The sequence below is a fragment of the Mesorhizobium sp. M1365 genome (assembly GCF_040317865.1).
In the GTDB taxonomy this organism is placed as follows: domain Bacteria; phylum Pseudomonadota; class Alphaproteobacteria; order Rhizobiales; family Rhizobiaceae; genus Mesorhizobium.
Map to the genome: position 1 here is coordinate 1 of NZ_JAMYLG010000032.1, position 21,724 is coordinate 21,724.

General features: G+C 63.3%; 19 protein-coding genes. All 19 read right to left on the reverse strand.

Going from position 1 to position 21,724, the window contains the following annotated elements; translation table 11 throughout:
• Positions 1-281: 281 nt before the first annotated feature.
• Entirely contained in the window at positions 282-1,778 is a 1,497-nt protein-coding gene (locus NKH04_RS25040) for a sugar ABC transporter ATP-binding protein (protein WP_353023483.1), read from the reverse strand.
• Entirely contained in the window at positions 1,778-2,836 is a 1,059-nt protein-coding gene (locus NKH04_RS25045; protein WP_353023481.1) for a hypothetical protein, read from the reverse strand. The genes NKH04_RS25040 and NKH04_RS25045 overlap by 1 nt, the downstream gene beginning before the upstream one ends.
• Positions 2,833-4,956: an ABC transporter permease gene (locus NKH04_RS25050; protein WP_352819337.1), complete on the reverse strand. Its 2,124-nt coding sequence runs from the start codon at positions 4,954-4,956 to the stop codon at positions 2,833-2,835. Before NKH04_RS25050 ends, NKH04_RS25045 begins: the two co-directional genes overlap by 4 nt.
• 217 nt (positions 4,957-5,173) lie before the next feature.
• Entirely contained in the window at positions 5,174-6,199 is a 1,026-nt protein-coding gene (locus NKH04_RS25055) for a sugar ABC transporter substrate-binding protein (RefSeq protein ID WP_352503657.1), read from the reverse strand.
• A gap of 57 nt (positions 6,200-6,256) precedes the next feature.
• Complete coding sequence (locus tag NKH04_RS25060; protein ID WP_352819336.1) at positions 6,257-7,243, reverse strand: ABC transporter permease; 987 nt, start codon at positions 7,241-7,243, stop codon at positions 6,257-6,259.
• Positions 7,244-7,523: 280 nt separating this feature from the next.
• The gene (locus tag NKH04_RS25065) at positions 7,524-8,966 is read right to left on the reverse strand and encodes a DHA2 family efflux MFS transporter permease subunit (RefSeq protein ID WP_352819967.1); all 1,443 of its coding nucleotides are present in this window, start codon (positions 8,964-8,966) and stop codon (positions 7,524-7,526) included.
• Positions 8,967-9,192: 226 nt separating this feature from the next.
• A complete protein-coding gene (locus tag NKH04_RS25070) occupies positions 9,193-9,993 on the reverse strand; it encodes a 3-methyl-2-oxobutanoate hydroxymethyltransferase (RefSeq protein WP_023675787.1) in 801 nt (266 codons plus the stop codon).
• Positions 9,994-10,030: 37 nt separating this feature from the next.
• Positions 10,031-10,345: a MocE family 2Fe-2S type ferredoxin gene (locus NKH04_RS25075; RefSeq protein ID WP_023675786.1), complete on the reverse strand. Its 315-nt coding sequence runs from the start codon at positions 10,343-10,345 to the stop codon at positions 10,031-10,033.
• Between the two features lie 44 nt (positions 10,346-10,389).
• Positions 10,390-11,478 (reverse strand): fatty acid desaturase family protein, encoded by a 1,089-nt coding sequence (locus tag NKH04_RS25080; protein WP_352452737.1) that lies wholly within the window; start codon positions 11,476-11,478, stop codon positions 10,390-10,392.
• 91 nt (positions 11,479-11,569) lie between these two features.
• On the reverse strand, positions 11,570-12,751 hold the full coding sequence (locus NKH04_RS25085) for an aldose 1-epimerase family protein (RefSeq protein WP_352686245.1): 1,182 nt from the start codon (positions 12,749-12,751) through the stop codon (positions 11,570-11,572).
• 34 nt (positions 12,752-12,785) lie between these two features.
• Positions 12,786-13,568 carry an ATP-binding cassette domain-containing protein gene (locus NKH04_RS25090; protein WP_353045159.1) on the reverse strand — a complete coding sequence of 261 codons (783 nt, stop codon included), beginning with the start codon at positions 13,566-13,568 and terminating at the stop codon, positions 12,786-12,788.
• Positions 13,565-14,569 carry an ABC transporter permease gene (locus NKH04_RS25095; RefSeq protein WP_352922148.1) on the reverse strand — a complete coding sequence of 335 codons (1,005 nt, stop codon included), beginning with the start codon at positions 14,567-14,569 and terminating at the stop codon, positions 13,565-13,567. The genes NKH04_RS25090 and NKH04_RS25095 overlap by 4 nt, the downstream gene beginning before the upstream one ends.
• Positions 14,570-14,630: 61 nt before the next feature.
• Positions 14,631-15,572 carry a sugar ABC transporter substrate-binding protein gene (locus NKH04_RS25100; RefSeq protein ID WP_352922150.1) on the reverse strand — a complete coding sequence of 314 codons (942 nt, stop codon included), beginning with the start codon at positions 15,570-15,572 and terminating at the stop codon, positions 14,631-14,633.
• Between the two features lie 37 nt (positions 15,573-15,609).
• Complete coding sequence (locus NKH04_RS25105) at positions 15,610-16,524, reverse strand: sugar phosphate isomerase/epimerase family protein (RefSeq protein WP_352772987.1); 915 nt, start codon at positions 16,522-16,524, stop codon at positions 15,610-15,612.
• 26 nt (positions 16,525-16,550) lie between these two features.
• Positions 16,551-17,639 (reverse strand): Gfo/Idh/MocA family protein, encoded by a 1,089-nt coding sequence (locus NKH04_RS25110; protein ID WP_353045160.1) that lies wholly within the window; start codon positions 17,637-17,639, stop codon positions 16,551-16,553.
• Positions 17,640-17,689: 50 nt separating this feature from the next.
• Positions 17,690-18,751 carry an ABC transporter ATP-binding protein gene (locus NKH04_RS25115; RefSeq protein ID WP_352836241.1) on the reverse strand — a complete coding sequence of 354 codons (1,062 nt, stop codon included), beginning with the start codon at positions 18,749-18,751 and terminating at the stop codon, positions 17,690-17,692.
• Between the two features lies 1 nt (position 18,752).
• Positions 18,753-19,844 (reverse strand): ABC transporter ATP-binding protein, encoded by a 1,092-nt coding sequence (locus NKH04_RS25120; RefSeq protein ID WP_352686258.1) that lies wholly within the window; start codon positions 19,842-19,844, stop codon positions 18,753-18,755.
• A complete protein-coding gene (locus tag NKH04_RS25125) occupies positions 19,841-20,800 on the reverse strand; it encodes a carbohydrate ABC transporter permease (protein WP_352836236.1) in 960 nt (319 codons plus the stop codon). The genes NKH04_RS25120 and NKH04_RS25125 overlap by 4 nt, the downstream gene beginning before the upstream one ends.
• Complete coding sequence (locus NKH04_RS25130; protein WP_353045154.1) at positions 20,797-21,657, reverse strand: carbohydrate ABC transporter permease; 861 nt, start codon at positions 21,655-21,657, stop codon at positions 20,797-20,799. The genes NKH04_RS25125 and NKH04_RS25130 overlap by 4 nt, the downstream gene beginning before the upstream one ends.
• Between the last annotated feature and the right edge of the window lie 67 nt (positions 21,658-21,724).

Consider the following 21,724-nt stretch of genomic DNA (forward strand, 5'->3'; position numbering starts at 1 on the left):
CTTGTTTGAGATCTCAACGAACTCATTCTGGCACATCCGATGCCGTCGGGCGCCGTCCACCCCATCATGCCGTGACATTAGCCGAGGGGTGCAGCGGAGCAGGATGCTGCACCGCTGCAGCGCTCTGATGTAGCGGCATGGATCCTGGGATCTGCGCCGCGTCGCTTCGCTCCTTGCTTCGCCCCAGGATGACGAAACGACGGGCGCCTCGGCCAATCTCCAAAGTGTACGATCCGCCGGCGCAAAAACCGTCCAAATGTCAACCTTCCGCGCCCGGGAACCTAATGCACCGCAGCGTACATGATCTTCTCCTCCGTCGCCTCGGCAGGCGAGAACTCCTCGACGATGCGGCCTTGCCGGCAGACCAGGATGCGGTCGGACAGGTTCATGATCTCCGGCAGGTAGGACGAGATGACGACGACGGCGAGGCCCTCGTCGGCCAGCCGGTTGATGATCTGGTGGATCTCGGCGATGGCGCCGACATCGACGCCGCGCGTCGGCTCGTCGAAGATGACGATGCGCGGCTTTTGCACCAGCCCCTTGCCGATCACCACCTTCTGCTGGTTGCCTCCGGAAAGCTCGACCACGCGCGCATTATCGTTGATCGCCTTGACGTTCAGCGTCCTGGTCCATTCGGCAGACAGCGCCCGCATCTCCTGCGCGTTGATTACCCAGCTCTTTTCCCGCCCCGCCGCTAAAAAGCCGCCGAACAGGTTCTCGGCGACGTCCATCGTCTCGAAAATCCCCTCGCTCTTGCGATCTTCGGTGACATAGACGATGCCGTCCGCCACCGCCTCGCTCGGCACGAGATAGCGCACCGGCCGGTCGTCCAGCTCGATGGTGCCGCCGCGCAGGAAATCGCGCTTGTAGATGCCGGAGACGATCTTGAATGTCTCGGTGCGGCCCGAGCCGATCAGCCCGAACACGCCGGTGATCTGGCCCTCGAAGATCGAGAAGGAATTGTTGCGCACGACATTGCTCATCGAGATGTCCTGCACCGACAGCACCTTCTTGCCGGCCTTGCGCAGCCTGGTCTCGTCGCGCTGGCTGTAGAGCTGCCCCGACAGCGTGCGCCCGACCATCGCAGCGACGATCCTGTCGCGATCGAAGGCGGCGGTATCGTCGGTGATCACCAGCTCGCCGTCGCGCAGGATGGTGATGCGGTCGGCGATATCAAGCGCCTCCTCGAGCGCATGGCTGATGAAGACGATCGACACGCCCCTTGCCTTGAGCCGGCGGATCAGCGCGAAGAAGTGCCGCTTTTCCTCTGGCGTCAGCGTCGCCGTCGGCTCGTCGAAGATGATGATCTCGGCATTGTGGTGGACGGCGCGCGCGATCTCGACCATCTGCCGCTTGGCCGCGCCCAGCGTCGCCACCATGGCATTGGGGTCGACGGGAAAATTCAGCGACTGCAGGAACTGCTGCGCCGAGATGTAGGTGCCGCGCAGCCGGTTGAGAAAGCTCTCCGTGCCGAGATAGAGGTTCTGCGCCACCGTCATCGACGGCACCAGGCTGGTTTCCTGGAACACCATGGCGATGCCGGCTTCAAGTGCCGCATGCGGCGAGGCGTAGGCGATCTCCTGACCCTTGTGGAACATCTTTCCCGATGTCGCGTCGACAACGCCGGCGATGATCTTGGTCAGCGTCGATTTTCCGGCACCGTTCTCGCCGAGCAGCGCGTGGATCTCGCCCTTGCGCAGTTCGAAGCTGACATTCTTCACCGCGGGCACGCCGCGATAGGTCTTGGTCACGTTCTCCAGGCGGACGATCGGTTCCATCAGCGATGCCCTCCTGAAGTCAGGTCGATGGCCAGCAGGCAATCGCCGCCTTTCGAGGCAATGAACAGGCGACCGTCTGTCTCCGCCACGCTGCAGATGCCGTGGCGCGTGCCGTTGGCGCGGCTGTGCAGGCTGAATTGCGGCCGCATCTCCCGATCGAGCCTGACCACCAGCCCGTAGGAGCGGCTCGGCGACCACGGCTTGTGGATGCCCATAGTGCGGATGCCGCCGCATTGCAGCGGCTCGAGGAAGCTGCGGTTGGAGGCGAGTGCCGGCGCGATCCAGTGTTGCGGAGACACTTGCGCCAGCATGTCGTTCCGATAGTGCGTTTCCTGCAGCACGAATTCGATCAGACGGTTGCGGGGCGCAAACAGCGCCAGCCAGGCACCGCCATCGGCGGCGGGCGATAGCCGCGCGGGATAGCCGGGCAGATGCGCCAGCACCGTCGAGCGGCTGCCTGTCGCGCCGTCGAAGCGGACGAGTTGGTGCCGCCAGCTCTCGCCGACCAGCACGTCCTTGCCGGTTGGATGCAGCCCATAGGGAAAGGCGATGTCACCGGCGAGCTTGCGGAATTCGCTGCCTGCCGGATCGCGCTTCCACAGCGAACCCGACGCACCCTTCTTCATCAGATCGGCGGCCCATTCCGACGGCACGTGTTCGGCCGAGCCATTGGCCAGCCAAAGCGTGCCATCTTCCGCGTAGGCGAGTGCTGTTATGCAGCGGATCTCGGCCGGCAGGGCGGCCTCCTTGCCTGCAATCAGCAGCCTGCCGCTTTCGAGCCCGACCGTCAGTTCGCTGGCGGGCGAGCGCGCGAGCGCTGTGGCCACGGCCGGAAATGTCTCGACCAGAACAGGCGCGCCACCGGCGGCGAGCGCGTAGAGGGCATTGCCGCTGGACGCCAGCAGCCGGCCGTCGGCGACCAGCAGATTGTCGGGCTCGGGCAGTTCGGCGAAGGCCGCAACATCGTCCAGCAGCGTGTTCGGCCTGAAGGCACCGTCGAGCGGCGGGATGGTAACCGCCTTGCCGCGGAAGATGTCGAGGATCGGGTCCAGCATCATGGCTTGGCACCCCAGTAGGAAGCGGGGCTGGTCCAGTTCGGGTCGGCGCCGGCAATCCTGTAGCGGCCGATCCGGTTGTTGAGGATGCCGCCGACGAACAGAAAACCCTTATGCTCGCGCATCGAAGTCACCATCGGATGCGCGGCGCCCGACAGGTCGCCCATCGCCTCGACGATGCCGCCGTTCTCGTTGAATTTTACCACACCGCCGGTGTTGATGTTGGGAAAAAGCCATTCGTCCTGCGGCAGCCGGCGCGTCATGCGCTTGCGCATGTCGGGATGGCGCAGCGACAGGTCGAAGCTCGGCGTGCGCATGCCGAGCCAGGCCATCCAGTAATTGCCGTCGGAGGCACGGTTGATGTTGTCGGGGTAGCCCGGCATGTCGCGGATGACGCATTCGGCAACGCCCGCCTTCGGCCCTTCCAGCCAGTAGCGGTGCACGCGGCAGGCCCAGCTTTCGGCGAAGAACAGCGACTTCCCGTCATGCGCCATGCACACGCCATTGGTGTAACGGTAGCCGTCGAGCAGCGTTCTCGTCGAGCCGTCCCTCGGGTCATAGACAAGCAGCCGCCCGGTGGCGCGGTTCTCGATCGAGTCCAGCGCCCAGTCGTGCGCGTCATAGCGCTTGGTGGAATCGGTGAAGTAGATGCGGCCGTCCGGCGCGATGTCGCAATCATTTGGGTCGCGCAGCCGCGCATCGTCGACGATCGAGGTCCAGGAGCGCGACGTTTCCGCCGAAAGCCGCTTCACCTCGCGCTGCGGCGAAACCGAATAAAGCCCCATCGCGCCGACGCAGCTGATCAGATTGCCTGTCTTGTCGAAGGCCAGGCCGAGTGGAAAGCCGCCAATATGCGCAAAGACCTCCGAGCGTTTGTAGTCCGGCGCGAAGAAGCGGACGATCTCGCCATGCCTGGTGCCGCAATAGAGATGGTCGTCGCGGTCGAGGATGACGTCTTCCGGCCCTTCCAGCTCGCCGAGCCCGATATGGTCAGCCCCAGACAGCCGGTTGTCGAGCTCGTAGGGGGTGCCCGAGCCCGGTGCGGCCGACTGCGTTGCGCCCATTTTCAGATAGACCGGTGCGACGTAGACCTCGTCCAGCACCTTGTGTCGGTTCTTCAGCCAGCGAATGTCGATGGTGACGGCGACGGCCAGCATGATGCCCAGCACCATCTGGTTGGTGCCGGTGCCATAGCCCAGCCGGATCAGCCCGTTGGTCATCGTCAGCACGATGATTGCGCCCATCAGCCCCTTGATCACCGAACCGCGGCCGCCGCCCAGGCTGACGCCGCCGACGACCGCCGCTGTCAGTGCCATGACCTCGAGGTTGAGGCCTGTGCCCGGCCCTGCCCCGCTCAGCCGGCAGGCAATGAGGAAGCCGCCTAGCGAGGCGCAGAAGCCGGAGAACACATAAGTCATGAACACGGTGCGGCGTACGCGGATGCCGGCATTGTGAGCCGATCGCCGCGACCCGCCCACCGCCTGCACATGCCAGCCGGGCCGCGAGCGCGTCAGCGCGACATGCGTAATAATCGCCAGGATAATCGCCGCCCACACCGCAACCGACAGGCCCCAGAAGGTGTCGTCGCCGATGAAGTCCAGCACATCCGATGTGGCATCGGAAAGCTGGACGTCGGCGGCATAGGTGGTGACCAGTATGTCGAACAGCGCCCGCCCGAAGATGAAGGTGACCAGTGTCGTCAGGAAAGCGCGCAGCCTGAAATAGCCGATCAGGTAACCGTTGATCGCGCCGAACAGCAGGCCGGTGGCGATCGAGGCGGCCAGCGCCAGCCACACCGATTGTTCGAGGATGAAGAAGACGAAGACGGCGGAAAAGCAGGACAGCGCGAAGATCGAGCCGACCGAAAGGTCGATGCCGCCGCCAAGCATGACCACCGTCATGCCGGTGACTACCAGCGAGAACTCGCCGAGCTGGCGGGTCGATTCCTGTAGCGACATCGGCTTGAAGAAGCCGGGAATGATCGAACCGAACACGCCGAGCGTCGCCACCAGCGCCAGGAAGGGAATGGCGTTGTCGGTCCAGCGTTTGCTCAATATCTCGCCGACGAGATGGTCGGGCACGAGATTGTAGCGCCAGGACTGGAGGCGTTCGCGAAAGGACATCGGTTGCTGCTATTCGAGAGAAAAGGGAAAAAGGGGCCGGGCTATCCGCAGAACAATCGCCTCAGGTTTGCGCTGCCCCTCACCCTTACCCTCTCCCCGTATAGAGACGGGGAGAGGGGGTCGCCAGCGTTGGAGCGTATCCCTTCTCACCGTCACTATACGGGGAGAAGGTGCCGGCAGGCGGATGAGGGGCAGCGCGAAGCTCAGGAAAGCCGGCCTACTTGGCCGCAGCTTGGGCTTGCAGTGCTTTCAAGTCCCAGCAGCTGTCCGGCTTGAGGTCGGCCTTGGTTGTCGCCTTCTCCAGCGTGTAGATGTAGGTGTGCGAGGTGCCGGCCGGCTGGCCACTCTGCAACAGGAACTTGATGACGGCGTTCATGTCACCCGACTGGCGGGCAAGGTCGGTCATCACCACCGCGCCATAGGTGCCGTCCTGCAGCTTGTCGCAGTCGGCGGTCTTTTCGCCACCGCCGGTGGTGACCAGAAAGACTTTGCCCTCGAGCTTGGCATCGCGGATCGCAGCCGATGCGCCGGTCGCGTCACCATCCCAGAAATCGATGATGGCGCAGATGTCGGGGTTCTGCTGCAGCATCGTCGTCGTCACGTTGCGCGAGGTCGTCGCATCCCAGTTGGAGTCCGGCTTGGCCACGACCTTGAAGTCGGGGTTCTTGTCCAGCACCTTCATGATGCCGGCATACTGGTAGAGGCTCGACGAGTTGGCCTGGTCGCCCTGCACCAGCCCGATCTTCTTGGAGGAGTTCGGCCCACAACCCTTGATCGCCGCTTCGGCTTCCAGCTGGCCGAGCCGATCCCAGTCGCTGCCGACAAAGGCATCGGCCGGGAAGTTCGCCGGATTGTCGACCAAAAGCACATAGGTGCCGGCCGCCTGCGCCTTCTTCATCAGCTTGGCATAGGAGTTGAGGTCCGGCGAGTGGATGATCAGCACGTCCGGCCTGGCGTCCGACGAGATTGCGTCGGTTATCGCCTGCGCGCCGGCATCGACCACCCAGTTCGGGTCACGCGTCTCGAACACGCCGCCCCAGGCCTCGACCTCCGTCTTCAGGTAATGCGCCCAGCCCTGTGCCAGGTCGAAGCCCATCGCCATCGGCACCAGCATCACACGCTTGCCCTTGAGCGCTTGCGAATAGGCGGCCGGACCCGGATCTTCTGCAGCGAAGCCCGGCGCCACGAAGGCGGAGATGGCAAGCGCTGCCGCGGCAGCCATAAATGTCCTGATGATTTTCATGTCACATCCTCTGGTTTGGTATGTCGTTCGCGGCCGGCCCCAACCGTTCGCGTCAGTCTAAATGTCGCCCTGCTGCGCGGTCTGCTCGTCGCGCGGATTGATGAACCCATCGACGATGATCGCCGCCAGCAGGATCGCGGCCTTGATCAGGTTCTGATAGAGCAGCGGAATGTCGATGATGGTCATGGCGTTGAGCAGGATGCCGATCAGCGCGGCACCCACCAGCACGTTGCGCACCCCGCCCCGCCCGCCAGACAGACCGATGCCGCCGATCACCGCCACCAGCACGATGTCGTAGAGCAGCGTGGAATTGACGATGCGGGTGTTGATTGAATGCAGGCTGGCCGCAGTGAGCAGGCCGGCAACCAGCGAGACCAGGGCCGACAGCACGTAGCGCAGCACCAGCATCGGGCGCACTGGAATGCCGATATTGCGCGCCGCGACCGGGTTGTCGCCGGCGAAATAGACGTAGCGGCCCCATTTGGTGTAGCGCAGGAACAGAAAGAAGGCGAAAGCCAGCCCGGCGAAGACAAACACCTCGACCGGGACGTCGAGGAAACGCAGCCCGCCCAGAAGCTCGACCCAATGGCCGGGCGGCACCGGCACGGCGTCCTGCGTGATCAATTGTGAACGCACATAGCCGAAGACGAAGGACGCGGTCGCCAGCGTCACGAAGATCGCCGGGACCTCGGCGTAGGCGACCAGGATTCCGTTCAACAGCCCGATGGCGAGAACACCGGCGAGCACATAGGCGAAGGCCAGCCCGTCGGGCATCCCCGAATTCAGCAGTTGCAGATACCACGCGACCGACATCGCCATGATCGCCACCGCCGACAGGTCGATGCCCCTGCCGATGATGACGACCGCCATGCCGAGCGCCAAGATGCCCAGCACCGAGACCGAGCGCACGATGGCAACGAGATTGTTCGAATTGATAAACCCGGGCAGTCCGATGGCGGCGGCAATGAACAGCACAACCGCGATGGCAAAGACAATGCCCTCCTGGTTAAGGCTTCTCCAGTTTCGCCAGCCGGTCGCGTTCATTGCCCGCTTTCACCCGCGATGGCTACGCCCTGCTCCCTCTGCGGCCATCGGAACGAAAGCTAATCGGCTCAAGACCAATTCGTCAAATGAATCCGCGCATTGCAGGCCGGCTTGCGAGGAAATTCCGCGCTTGGATGCACCGATTGGCGAGGCTGGCGCAATGCCGGGAACTCAAGCTGTTTTGCAATTGATCGCGCCGATCGAAGCGCCGGCAAAGGTTTGCTCCGGAACGAGCGAAGCAGGCATAATTTATGTCCGCGATTGCCGCTGGATTCCTGTGTCAAATCCGCAAAACATGGCCCGAGACCTCGGCGCCGGCAGCCTTCGGCAACGCCAGGAAGCGACACGAGGCGACGAGCCCGATTGCGCCGATCGCCACGAAGGCAAGTCGGAAGTCGACGAGATCGAGCGCCGCAGCGCCCCTGGCGATCTGCGACAGGTTGAGCAGTGCCGCGGCGACCGCTACGCCGAACAGCATCGCCATCTGCTGCAGCATGCTGGACAGCGTCGCCGCCGAGCTGCGCTGCGGTGAGGCCACATCGGCGAAGGCCAGTGTGTTGAGCGCGGTGAACTGCATCGAGCGCGAAAGGCCGGCGATCAGCATCAGCACCACCACCAACGCTTGCGGCGTCTGCGGCGAAAGCGCCGCGCAGGCCATGATCGATAAAGAGGCGATCACCCCGTTGACGATCAGCACCGAACGGAAGCCGAAGCGCCTCAGCATCGGCGTCGTCACCGCCTTCATGCCGAGATTGCCGAGGAAATAGGCCAGGATCATCATGCCCGCATCGACCGGGCTCAGGCCGAAGCCGACCTGGAACAAAAGCGGCAGCAGGAATGGAGTGGCGTTGATGGCGATGCGGAAGATCGTGCCGGCCGAAAGCGTCGAGATGGCAAAGGTCTGCACCTTGAAAGCTGTGAGGTCGAGCAGCGGATGGTTGGCGCGTTGCAGATGCCGCACCGCCAGCCAGCCGACCAAAATGCCCGTGCCGAGCAGTGCCACGGTCGGCAACACACCCTCTTCCGGATGCGCGATGCGCTCGAGGCCATAGAGCATCGCGGCGAGCCCCACCGAGGTCAGCAGGAAGCCCGGCCAGTCGAGCGGCTTGGCTCCGGCTTCGCGGTCGCCGGGAATGAAGCGGGCGACCAGTGCCAAACCGGCAACGCCAAGCGGGATGTTGATGAAGAAATTCCAGTGCCAGGAGAGATAAGTGGTGATGAAGCCGCCAAGCACCGGCCCGACCACCGGCGCAAACAGCGCCGGCCAGGTGATCAGCGCCGTGGCGTTGAGAAGCTCGGATTTCGGCGCGTTGCGCAATACCAGGATGCGGCCGACCGGCGTCATCAGCGCGCTGCCCAGGCCCTGAACCGCGCGTGCGGCGACGAACTCGGCCAAGTTCTGTGAGATGCCGCAAACGAGCGAGGCCAGCGTGAACAGGGCGATCGCCACGAGGAAGATGTTGCGCGCGCCAAAACGGTCGGCAAGCCAGCCGGACAGCGGCACGAACACCGCCATGGTCAGCATATAAACGGTGATGCCGATGCTCATCGCCACCGCCGGCACGCCGAAGGATTCTCCCATCTGCGGCAGCGAGGTCGAGATGATGGTCGAATCCAGAAGCTGCATGAAAAAGGCGACGGCGACGATCAGCGCCACCCGCCGAGCTTGCCGCGCCGCCGGCGCGGTTTCGGGCAAGGCTTTGTTTTCGGGAATGGCGGTCATGCACAGAACTGTCCGAAGGGGAATTTTCACCCGCTCCATCGGCAACCGCACAATTATCCGGCAAACCGATGACCCACCGGTTTCAACAGTATCTGGCCGGTGCCGTCCAGACCTGGTCCAACAAACTTTCGTGTGGCATCGCAGCCGGCCATGCGATGACCCGGCGCTGGCGCCGAACCGGCCTTTTACGATCCGCGATGACGCTTCGTGCCGCTGCCGGGGCGTCTCATGCGGCTTCGATCTTCTCCAGGAACAGGCTGAGCTGGTCCGGGTCCATGTGCACGACGTGCCTGTCTTCGGGATAGGCCAGGCTGTTCACATCGGCGACATATTCGGAGAAGGCAGCGATTCGTTCGGCCTGCAGGCGATCGTATTCGGCGGCGAAATTGCGATAGACCTTGGAATGGCGCGGCATGTGGCCACGGTTCTGGCCGAGGATGTCGTCGGCGAACAGATACTGCGCGTCACAGCCGGTGCCCGCTCCCATCGACAGCATGATCAGCGACGTGCGTTCCGAAATCGCCTTGGCCACCTCGACCGGCACCACCTCGATCTCGGCGCCGATCGCGCCGGCGGCCTCCAGTTGCTTCACCGCCTCGAACACCTGCATGGCGGTATCGGCGGTCTTGCCGACAGCCTTGAAGCCGCCCGTCCAGGTGGCGCGTGACGGGATGAGGCCGACATGGCCGATCACCGGAATGGCATCGTCGGCCATCCGCTTGATGGTGGCGTACCCGGCGCTGCAATAGACCGCATCGGCGCTGGCCTTGTAGAGCCGGAACGCCCAGCGGACGAAATCATCGGCGGTGCCGATTTCGAAGAAATTCTCGCCCGGCATGGTGAACAGGCTGGGTGCCGCATCGCGGTATTGCGGATTGAGTACCAGCTCCGGCGGCACCGAGACGATATCGACGCCGGCGCGTTCGGCGGCCTCGGCCTCGTCCATCGTCAGCACGCGCAGCATCGTCAGCTGCCGCTTGCCCTTCATGGCACGCAGGTCTGCGACGGTCGGTCTTTTCCGGCTCATGGATTTTGGTCCCCTTTGCTACGTGACAGAAGGCCGGTCAGGCGATCTGGATCATCACCTTGCCAGCTTCGACCTTGACTGGATAGGTCGCGAGATTGACGCAAACGGGAGCGCCCTTCGCCTGCCCGGTCTTATAATTGAAGCGGCCATTGTGCTTGGGGCATTCGATGATGTCGTCCATCACAAGCCCATCGGCCAGATGCGCCTTCTCATGCGTACAAAACCCATCGGTGGCGAAGAATTCATCGTCCGGCGAACGGTAGATCGCGAAGGTGCGGCCGCCATGGTCGAAGCGGATGACATCTTCCTCTTCGACATCGTCCACGGCGCACGCTTCGACCCAATCGGCCATCTCTATCTCTCCTGAAATTTCTGCGTTGCGCTTGTGCGCAGTACCTACTCAGCCGCTGCCGACATGTTCACTTCGTGGAATTCGCCACGATAGGGCCGTGCGGTTGGCGGCAGTTCGCGCTTGAGGAAATAATCCTCGTATTTGAGCTGCCTGAGCAGGACAGGCCAGACCTCGCGATAGGCATGCCATATCGACGGGTTCGGCTCCGGCAGATCGTGCTTGATCAATTCATGCAGCCTGGGCAGCGCGTGATAGGGCACCATCGGAAACATGTGGTGCTCGACGTGGTAGTTCATGTTCCAGTAGATGAACCGGCTGATCGGGTTCATGTACACGGTACGGGTGTTGAGCCGGTGATCGACGACGTTGTCGGCCAGACCGATGTGCTGCAGCAGGCCGGTCATCACCATGTGCCAGGTGCCGTAAAGGCGCGGCACGCCGATGAGCACCACCGGCACCCACGACTGCATGAAAAGGGCGAGTGCTATTGTGGCGATGTAGATGGCAATATGCCAGCGCGCCGCGATGACGGCCTTGTGCTGTTCCATCTCGGGAACGTAGCTTTTCTCGTCGGGCGTCAGCTTGCCGAACGCCTGGCGTACCAGTGCCGGAAGCGAATAGCGAAAATCGAGGATGCCGGTGAAAGCCAGCGCCGCACGCAAAAGGTCCGGCGGGCGCATCACGGCGATCTCGGCGTCGCGGCCGACGATGATGGTATCGGTGTGGTGACGGGCATGGCTCCAGCGCCAGGTCACCGGGTTGCGCATCAGCATGAAGCTGGCGATCTGGTAGACGACATCGTTCATCCAGCGCGTGCGGAAGGCAGTGCCATGGCCGCATTCGTGCCAGCGCGAGTCGCTGGACGAGCCGTAGAGCACGCCGTAGACGAAGAAGAACGGCACGCACCACCAGGTACCCCAGAAATAGATGGCGCCGGCGGCGGAGCCGAGGATGGCGACGATCCAGATGATCGTGTCGCGGATCGCCGGACCGTCTGAGCGCTGCATCAACTCCTTGATCGCCTTGCGGGGGACATCCGTGTGGTACCACTCCGCCGAGGCCAGTCCCGTCTCGATCGCCCTGCGCGTGCTTTCGCCGACCAGGCTGTAATCGCGCTTTACCGTGCCAGCCATTGTGACCTCCAATTCCCGATCGGCCGCGAACCCTCCCCGCTCCGGCCGGAACCAGCCTCCCAACTGGTGTCCCGTATCGTCTTCGCCATTATCACGACCTGCCTCCAAGAACAGGAAAACGGCCCGACGGCTGCGGATAATCCTGCTGCGGCTGCCTGGCGATTGCAGCGATCCGGCTTTCGGCGGCGGCGATCTCGCCGGCGCCGTCGAGGACCCGGAACGCCGCATCGTAGGAGCGGCTCTCGCCATGCTCCAGCCAGATCATCTCGCCGCGTTCGCGCGCCGCCAGATTGCCCAGCACATGATGCGTCGACGGCTCGATGCCCAGCGCGTACTGCCCGGCCTGGAAATTCTGCCATTCATAGGCGCAAGGCAACTGGTCCTTGCGCGTGACCACCTCGAAGCCAAGGCCGAGCCTGTCGTTGACCACCGCCACCGGGACTTCGCCGGTGCTGTCGGCGCCGAGTTCATGCTGCCAGACCTGTTCCTTGAATCCCGGTTGCGGCGCCGGCACCGTGCGGTAGCCGACCTTCTGCGCTTCATAGCGCTCGCCGGCATGCCCGGCCCAGACGACGTCGCGGATCGGCGCCAGGTAGCGCGATCCCTCGTCGAGCACCGGATGACTGACATTGATGTGGTAGAAATACATATGCGGCGTACGGTTGAAACCGTGATTGACGACACGGTCCGAAAGCCGGATCTCGTTGCCGCCGACATCGGCCTCGATCCGCCGCAGCAGGTGCAGATCCTCGCCGAATACAGTCGATTGCTGGACGATGCCTTCGGCCCACAACACGCAGCGGTCGCCGTCCCAGGTCTCGCCATAGCCGGTCAGCCGCGCTGGAATGGTGCTGACACGGCCGTGCAGCGAATGGCGTACCGTCTTCTTCGGCGGGTAGTTGTAGGTGTCGGCGGGTACCTCGTTCATGAACAATATATGGTCGAGGCCGCAGGTCAGCAGAAGGCCGGAAAACGACCGCGCCCACGCCAATCCCTCCTCGCCTTCATATTCGTGCAGGCCGGGATGGCGAAAACCGCTCGGCGAGTGCCAGCCGATCGCCTGGCCCCTGAAGTCGCAATCGGCGATATCGAGCGCCCGGTCGACCAGCGCGGTGAAGCGCAGGCCGGAGCCGGTGCGGAATTCGAGCATGCGGATGCCGCGCTCGACGCCGTCGCCAAGCGTCATCAGCCGCACGCCGGCGAACTGCGACAGCATGCCCGAGCGTTCCGAGACCTGCCGGCGCGACAGCGTCTTGCCGTAAAGCTCTACCATGTGACGGCCAGTTCTCTCACTTTGCTCCGGTCCTTCACTTCGCTCTCGTCTCCTTGAGCAGGGCCGATATGTCGGCACCGGTGATGATGCTTTCCACGGTCAGCAGATCGGTATCGGCGACCGTCTGCTCGGCGACGATCTCGCCGCGGCGCATGACGATGATGCGATCGGCGACCTGGAAGACGTGATGGATGTTGTGGGTGATCAAAAGCACCGAGTGACCGGCGTCGCGCACTTCCTTGACGAAGCGCAGCACGCCGTGCGTTTCCTCGACGCCGAGATTGTTGGTCGGCTCGTCGAGGATGATGACCTTGGCGGCAAATTGCATGGCACGCGAAATGGCGATCGATTGGCGCTCGCCGCCCGACAATGTGCTGACCAGCGCATCGGCGTCGAGTTTTTTCGAGATGCCGACGCGCTTCAATAGAGCCGACGCAGCATCGCGCAATCGAGCGAGATCGAGCGGCGCGAACACGCCGAGCCATTTGAGATTGACCGGCTCGCGGCCGAGGAAAAGATTGCGCGCGATGCTGAGGTCGGGCGCCAGCGAGGTGTCCTGGTGGATGGTCTCGATGCCGAGATCCATCGCGTCGCGCGTCGAGCGGATGGAGACCTTCTGGCCGCGCACATAGATCTCGCCGCGATCGACCGGAAACACGCCCGAGATCGCCTTGATCAGCGTCGATTTGCCGGCGCCGTTGTCACCGAGCAAGGCCACCACTTCGCCCTCGTTGAGCGCGAAGGACGCGTTCTTCAGGGCGCGGACGCTGCCGAAGGATTTTTGCAAATTCTGCAGCCGAAGCACTTCCATGATCAGCTCCTGGCGGCGTTCTTCTGCAGCAAAGCGTGCAGGATGAGCATGGCAAGGATGATGACGCCGACGAAGATGTTATAGGCGAGCCCAGGCACGCCGATCAGCACGATGCCGTTGCGGATGCTGCGCAGCATCAGCGCGCCGACGATGGTGCCTAAAATGGTGCCGCGTCCACCGGTCAGCGCGGTGCCGCCAACCACCACCATGGCGATCACTTCGAGCTCGTAGCCGGTGCCGGCCACCGGCGAGGCGGCAGAGATGCGGAAGGCGCTGATCATGCCGGCGAGACCGGCAAGCACCGAGGTCAGGATGAACAGCCAGATCTTGACCGCATCGGCCGGCACACCACGCGCCACGGCAGCGTTACGGTTCGAGCCGATAGCGCTGATCCAGTTGCCGAGCTTGGCGTAGTGCAGCACATAGATCGCCAGTAGCGACAGGCCGATGAACCACCACAGCGAGGTATAGAAACGGAACGTTCCGATATTGAAGCTGCCGGCCAGCAGCGTCACGAAGAAGCCTGGCTGGTTCCAGGATTTCAGCGGAAAGCCTTGGGTGATGTAAAGCGCTGCCCCGCGTACCACCAGTAGCATCGACAGCGTCACCAGGAAGGAGGAGATGCCGATCTTGGTGACGATCAGCCCGTTGATCGCACCGATCGCTATGCAGATCAGCAGGCCGGCCAGCAGCGCGACACCAATATCAAAGCCGCCGTTCTGCACCAGCAGCATGACCACGACCGGCGCCAGCCCGAACACGGCACCGACCGAAAGGTCGAACTCGCCCGCCGTCAGAAGCAGCGTCATGCCGAGGGCGATGATGCCGAGCTCGGGCAGGAACGCCATCATGTTGGAGATGTTGACCGGCGACAGGAAATTGGCGTCGGCGATCGCGAACACCGCCAGCAGGACAATCAGGATGACGAGCGAAGAGAACTGCGGCGAGCGCATCAGGCTCGACCTGCGTTTGGCACGCGGCATTTCCTCTTCTGCGGCAATTGTCATGACTGTTTCGACCATATCTCAGGGTGACGCCCGCCGCCTGCGCGGCGAGCGTCAGTTCCAATCACTTGTTGTAGAGTTTCAGGATCGGTTCGACGCTCGAGGCGTCGTAGAGACTGAACGTGTGGATGTCGTAGCCGATCGGTTCGCCAGCGGCGGCCAACCCGAGCAGCGCCACCGGCATGAAGCCCTGCGCTGACGGGAACTGCCAGGCAGCCGCGTTGATGAACCCAGACTTCACTGACTCGGCCGTTTCCTTCGAATTGCCCCAGCCGACGACCGGGATTTTGCCGGCCGGCACGCCGGCGCCGTCGAACACCCGCTTGACGCTGGCCGCGACGGAATCGCCGAGCGCGATGATCGCCGGCGGGTTGTTGGCGACTATGTAGTCGGTCATCTTGGCGATGATGCCGGCCGGATCGGTGCCGCAATCGACCACATCATATTTGATGCCGAGCGGATCGAAGACGCTGGCGATGCCTTCGGTCTCGAGCTGCTGGTAGCTGGCGCCCGGCACTTCGACCGGCAGGAACACTTTGTCGCCCTGCTTCACCATCTTGTGGTCGACCAGATATTTCGCCCAGATGACACCGGCTTCCTTAAGGTCGGCGCCGATATAGGCCTGCCGGCCGGTTGCCGGATCGTCGGTATTGAAGAACACGATCGGGATGCCGGCCGCCTTGGCTGCCTTGACCTCCTCGGTCCACAGGCCGGGCTGCGCCGAGGTGGTGGCGATGCCGTCCGGTTTGGCGGCAAGGGCCGAGTTGAAGGCCTCCTTCTGCGCCGCCATGTCGCCGCCGCTGAACGAGATCTTGCAGGTCACCTTGAGCTGGTCGCAGGCCTTGGTCGCGCCGGCATTCCAGTCGATCCAGAAGGCATCCGACGGGCCGCCATGCGACAGCAGGTAGAACGTCTTCTGGGCGTCCTGCGCCAGCGCCGGCGTACCCAGCGCCACACCGGCGAGAACGGTCGCCGCGGCAGCGATTTTCAACGCGAATTTCAACATTTCTCTTCCTCCCTTGTTTCGTAGCCGAACCGCGCCATCACAGTCCGTTGGCGCGGAATTTCCCGTCGAGGAATTTCTTGGCGCGCGGCACGTCGTCTTCCGAAAGATGCTCGATGATGACCGGGATGTTCGGGTGCTTTTCGGCCAGCCGCTTGAGATAGAGGTCGTAGTTCAGCGAACCGAGACCGGGCGCCGGCAGCTCGATCTCGCCGACGCCGCGGAAAGTGTGGCTCTCCAGCGCGTCCTCGTCGCCGATGTCGGCGTGCTTCTCCGACTTGTCGCCGCCGGAGCGTTTGACGTCCTTGGCGTGGGCTATCTTGATCTTGTCGGTCAGCGTGTCGAACACCTGGTTCAGGATCTGGTCCATCCTGTCGATGTTGTGCGTTTCGAAATAGTTGGTCGGGTCCATCAGCAGGCCGAGGCCTGGGTGGTCGACCTGCGCGAACATCCTCACCGTCTCCTCGACCGAGCCGACGACATTGTTGACATAGGTCTCGAGCAGGAAGACCGCGCCGTGGTCATAGGCGGTCTGGGCAAGGTCGGCGATGACCTTGCGGCATTCCTCAAAACCTTCCTCGGTCTTGTTCTTCGGGTGATGCACCCAGTCGGACTCGGTGTTGTAGGTACCGGTTTCCGAGATCACGTAAGGGGTGCCGAAATGGCGTGCGTTGCGGATGATCTCCTTCAAATAGCCGACGCGCCTCTCGCGCTCGCCCATATCCGGATGGATGATGTTGGTGTAGCCCGATACGCAGCAGATCGGCAGATTGTGGTCGCGGAACGTATCGCGGACAGTCTTGGCCTTGTCCTTGGTGATCTGTCCGGCGGAAAGGTCGATATCCCTGAAATGCAGGTCGAGCTGCACGGTGTTGAAATCGAGCGCACGGATCTTCTGCGCGGTCTCCTTGAGGCCATACGGGAAATAACCCGTGAAAATACCTGCCTGCATCATGGTGTGAAGTCCTCCCTGTAAGTGATTCAGTCAGTTGATATTTCGGAAAGTTTGACTGTCCGGCCCTTGTCGATCGAACGATAGCCGGCTTCGACCAGCGCCATAGTCTTGACGTTGTCGGCGACCGACAGCGCCGGCGGCTCGCCCGTCTTGACCGCGTGCTGGAGCTGCTCCATGACGCCGATGAAGGCATGCGGGAACCACATCGTGTCCCAGCTGGGTGTCACCCATTCACCACCGGTGGTCTCGGTCGAGGCGTAGGTCAGCGTCGAGGCAGCGCCAGTCGGCCAGCCGATGGTGCCCTTGGCGACGCCCTTCGTGCCGTCGACGCGCCAATTGATGTGCTGGTCGTCCTTGTAGCCCTCCTGGCGCGGACCGGACCAGACATCCTCAAGCGATACGGCGAGCACGCCCGACGGGAACTTTATCGTCGACACGGTGATGCCGTCCGAATGATCGAAGCGGGTGCGCGGGTCCTTGCGAGTCAGGGTGGTAATCTCGTCCGGATCGCCGAACAGAAAACGCAGTACGTCGAGATGGTGGACGCTCATATTGGCGAGCGTCAGCCGGTCATAGTCCTCGAGGAAGCTCTGCCAGTGCGGGATCGCATGCATGTCGATCTGGGCGAAAACGATGTCGCCGAGCGCGCCGCTGTCGATGATCTGCTTCAAGACGCGCATCGACTGGTCGTAACGCATGTTCTGGTTGACCGAGAGGATCTTGCCTGCCTTGGCCGCCTCGTCGCGAAGTTTGACGGCCTCTTCAAGGGACAGCGCCAATGGCTTCTGCGCCAGGATCGCCTTGATATGTGCCTGCTTCAGAGCATGGCGGATCAGCGCCGGCTGCTGGTCGGGCGGAAAGGCAAGGTCGATGATCTCGACGTTCTTGTCCTCGATGAGCTGTTCCGGCGTGTCGTGGACGGTTGGGATATCCCAGCGTTTGGCGACCTTCTCGGCGCTGGCCTTGGTCCGCGAGGCAATCGCCACCACGGGGAAACCGGCTTCCTTGTAGGCGGCAAGGTGACATTCGGCCATGATCATGCCGGCGCCGACGCAGCCGATCCTGTATTCCCTGGTGCGGACTTTAACGTCCGGCTCGAAGCCGTTGCCCACCATTTCTTGGCTTGCCATATGTTCCTCCCGAAGCTCGTTCCTTGCAGCCGCCGTCATCGTGCCAAGGCTCCCCCGCTCTGTCCGAAATAATGCACCCTGCCCGGCTCGCAGGATATCACCACCATCGCGTCCGGCCTGACGTCCGGCTGGCCGCGTAACAGCGCCCGCAGACGCGTCTTTCCGGCGGCGAGCGTCACCACGGTGTAGCCGCCGAGCGGCTCGACCTCGAACACTCGCGCCGGGCGGCCCGCGCCCTCCTCCGACCAGGCCTTAACCTTGATGTCTTCCGGCCTGAGCCCGATCTCGACGGCATCGGCCGGCGCAGCCTTGTCCGCGATGCGGATCGTGCCTTCCGCCGCCTCCACGCCTTCCGCGCCGTGCACCGACTTCAATATATTCATCATCGGCGACCCGAGCAGCCGCGCCACATAAGTGCTGGTCGGCCGGTCATAGATCTCGGCCGGCGCGCCGATCTGCCTGATCTTGCCGTTCTCCAGTATGGCCATGCGGTCGGCGATCGACATCGCCTCTTCCTGGTCGTGCGTGACATAGATCAGCGTCTTGCCAAGCTCGCGCTGGATGCGCTTGAGCTCGACGCGCGTCTCCTCGCGCAGCCGGGCGTCGAGCGCCGAAATCGGGTCATCCATCAGATAGGCGGCCGGGTCGCGCACCAGCGCGCGGGCAATCGCCACGCGCTGCCGCTCGCCGCCCGAAAGCTGCGCCGGCGGCTTGTGCAGGATATGGCCGATATGCAGCTTGGCCGCGACGTCGGCGACGCGCTTTTCGATCTCGGCTTCGGCGACCCGGCGTTCGACCAGCGGAAAGCGGATGTTGTCGCGCGCGCTCATATGCGGAAACAGCGCCAAATTCTGGAACACCATGGCGACGTTGCGCTCGGCCGGCGACACCGTGTTGACCGGCTTTCCGCCGATCAGGATCTCGCCCGCGTCCGGGGTTTCCAGCCCGAGCACCAGACGCAGTATCGTCGACTTGCCCGACAGCGGCGGCCCGAAGAAGCAGAAGAACTCGTTGTCGTCGACCGCGAATGACGCATCGTCGACGGCCAGCGTGTTGCCGTAGCGTTTTGTCACATTATGGAAAACGATATCGGCCATCTCAACCTGCTCTCAATGCAAGACCGGTGGCGGCGTCGAAGACGCGCACCGCCTCCGCCGCCGGCGCGACGACAGCTGTCTGCCCGATCGCCAGCCCGACATCATTGTCGAACACCGCCTTCACCGCAGTCTCGCCGTCGCCAAGGTGGATGATGGTGCGCGCGCCGATCCGCTCGACGAAACTCACCGGCATGGACAGGCCACGGCCACCTTCAGCCAGCGTCACCTGCTCCGGTCGAAAGCCATAAAACACCTCGCCGCGCATCCTGCGTACGGCATCGGCGATCTCGACCGGCAGCGGCGGTGTCACGCCGAGCGGGCCGAGATCGATGACCAGACCACGGTCGCTTTCCGCCGGCCTGCCCTTGAGCAGGTTCATGCCCGGCGCGCCGATAAAGCGGGCGACGAAGACATTGGCCGGATTGTTATAGACCTCGAGCGGCGTGCCGACCTGCTGCAGCACGCCGTGGTCCATCACCGCGATGCGGTCGGCCATGGTCATCGCTTCGAGCTGGTCGTGGGTGACGTAGACCATGGTCTGCCGGAACTGCCGCTGCAACTGCTTCAATTCGGTCCGCATCACCGCCCGGAAAGCGGCATCGACATTGGACAGCGGCTCGTCGAGCAGGAAGATCGCCGGCTCCATGATCGCCGAACGGCCGATCGCCACCCGCTGCAATATGTTGACCGACAGTCTGTCCGCCTTGCGGTCGAGCAGCGGCGTCAGTTGCAGCATCTCGGCAATGGCGCCGACACGGCGGCCGATCTCGGCCTTTGGTGCGCCGCGCATTTTCGGCCCGTAGGCGAGGTTCTGCCGCACGCTCATATGAGTGAAGATCGCATAGTTCTGGAAGACGAAGCCGACGCCGCGCCGCCCCATCGGCACGCCGGCCATGTCGCGCTCGCCAAACAGGATCTTGCCGCTGGTCGGCCCTTCCATGCCGGCGATCATGTTCATCGTCGTCGACTTGCCGCAGCCCGAGGGTCCGAGCAGCGCCATGAACTCGCCGTCGGCAATGGCCAGGTCCATCGTCTTCAGCGCGGTGAAGTCGCCGAATTTCTTGACCAGGTTCTGCAGGTGGATGGTGCTCATGCCGCCACCTCGCGTACCCGGGCCATGCGTTTCATGGCAAACACCGCAGCGATGGACAGCACGATCAGTATGGCCAGCGCGATTGCCGCCACATAGCCCCAGATCAGGTCCTGGGTGGTGAGCTTGTAGATGTAGACGGAGATGGTTTCGGTAGCGACGCCGGGACCGCCGCCGGTCATGATGTAAAGCGTGTCGAATATCTTGAAGTTCTCGATCACCCTGATCGCCAGCGCGATGACGATGATGGTCTTCATCTTCGGCAGCACGATGGTGATGAAGCGCTGCCTAGGGTTGGCACCGAGCAGCGTCGCCGCCTTGATCTGGTCCTCAGGCACGCCGACCAGGCCGGCAAGCAGGATCAGGAACATCAGCGGCGTCCACTGCCAGATATCGGCGACCATGACGGCGATGAGCGCCAGCGTCGGGTCCGACAGCCAGGCGATGGTGACGGGAAAGCCTGAGATCGCCGACAGGATGTCGTTGACCGGGCCGCCTGACTGAAACAGCATGAAGAACATGTAGCCGGCCACCGCCGGCACCACCATCATCGGCATCAAGAGGATCGAGTAGAAGATCCGCTTGCCGGGGAACTCGTCGGCAAACAGTGTCGCGAGCGCCAAGCCGAGCAGGAACTCCGCCGGCACGCAGACGATCATGACGATGGCCGTGCGCTTCAGCGCACTCCAGAAGCGCGCATCGGCGGCAAGGTCGGTGTAGTTGGCGAAACTGTTCCACATCGACCAGGCGTTCCACCAGCCGGTGCCCGACAGCGGCGACCAGTCGGTCAGGCTGATGTAGAGCTGCATCAGGAGCGGGAAGACGGCGATGAACAGCACCAGGATCTGCGCCGGCAGCGTCAGCCGGAAGCCGAGCTTTGCGCCCTCGTCCGGCAGCACCGACGCCGCTTTGGAGGCTTGCATGTCGCCCTCCGAAATCGTCGCAGTCACCGCGCTCATTGCTTGAGCGCCCCGAAGGTCAGCCCGCGCACCAGATGGCGCTGGATGGCGATGCCCATGATGACAGGCGGCACTGCGGCTATCAGGCCGAGGGCTGCCTTGGCGCCGTAGAGTTGGCCGGTCATCGAGGAGGACAGCGAGGCCATGTAGACAGGGACCGTCACCCATTCGCGCGTCGTCAGAAGCAGCGCAATCAGATAGTCCGACCAGTTGAGGATGAAGACGAACAGCGCGGCACTGGCCAGCGGCGCGCGCATCATCGGCAGCGTGATGCGGATGAAGACGCGCCACCGCGAACAGCCCTCGACCAGTGCCGCCTCCTCGATCTCGCGCGGCATGTCGTCGAAGAAGGTCTTCATCAGCCAGAAGGCGAAAGGCAGCGTGACGATGCCGTAGATCAACGACAGCCCCCACCAGCTGTCGGTGAAATTGAGGAAGGCCCACATGATCATCACCGGGGTCATGACCGCCATCGGCGGAAACAGGCGAAGCTGGATCAGCACCAGCGGCAGGTTCTGGCCCGAGCCGAAGCGCGACAGCCCGTAGGCCGCCGCGGTGCCCGCCGACATGGCGATTGCCGTACCGAATGTGGCCGACAGCAGCGACGACAGGATCGGCTTCAAAGCTGTGCGGTCGAGGGCGACGATCAGATTGTTGGTCGATTCACCGAAGACGAAGCGGAAATTGCTGAGTGTCGGGTTCTTCGGCCACCATGTCAGGTCGGCGCCGGTCGCCGACCATTCGGCGATCGGCTTGAACGCCATCGACACCATCCACAGGATCGGCACCAGCGTCACCGCCATCGCCGCAAGGATCGCGGCATAGCGGAATATCTCGAAAGGAACTGAACGCTTCATCTTGCGGCTTTGCTGGGCCCTTCGTTGCCGAGGGGAAGAGCGACCGCTCCTCCCCTTCTTGGTAGGA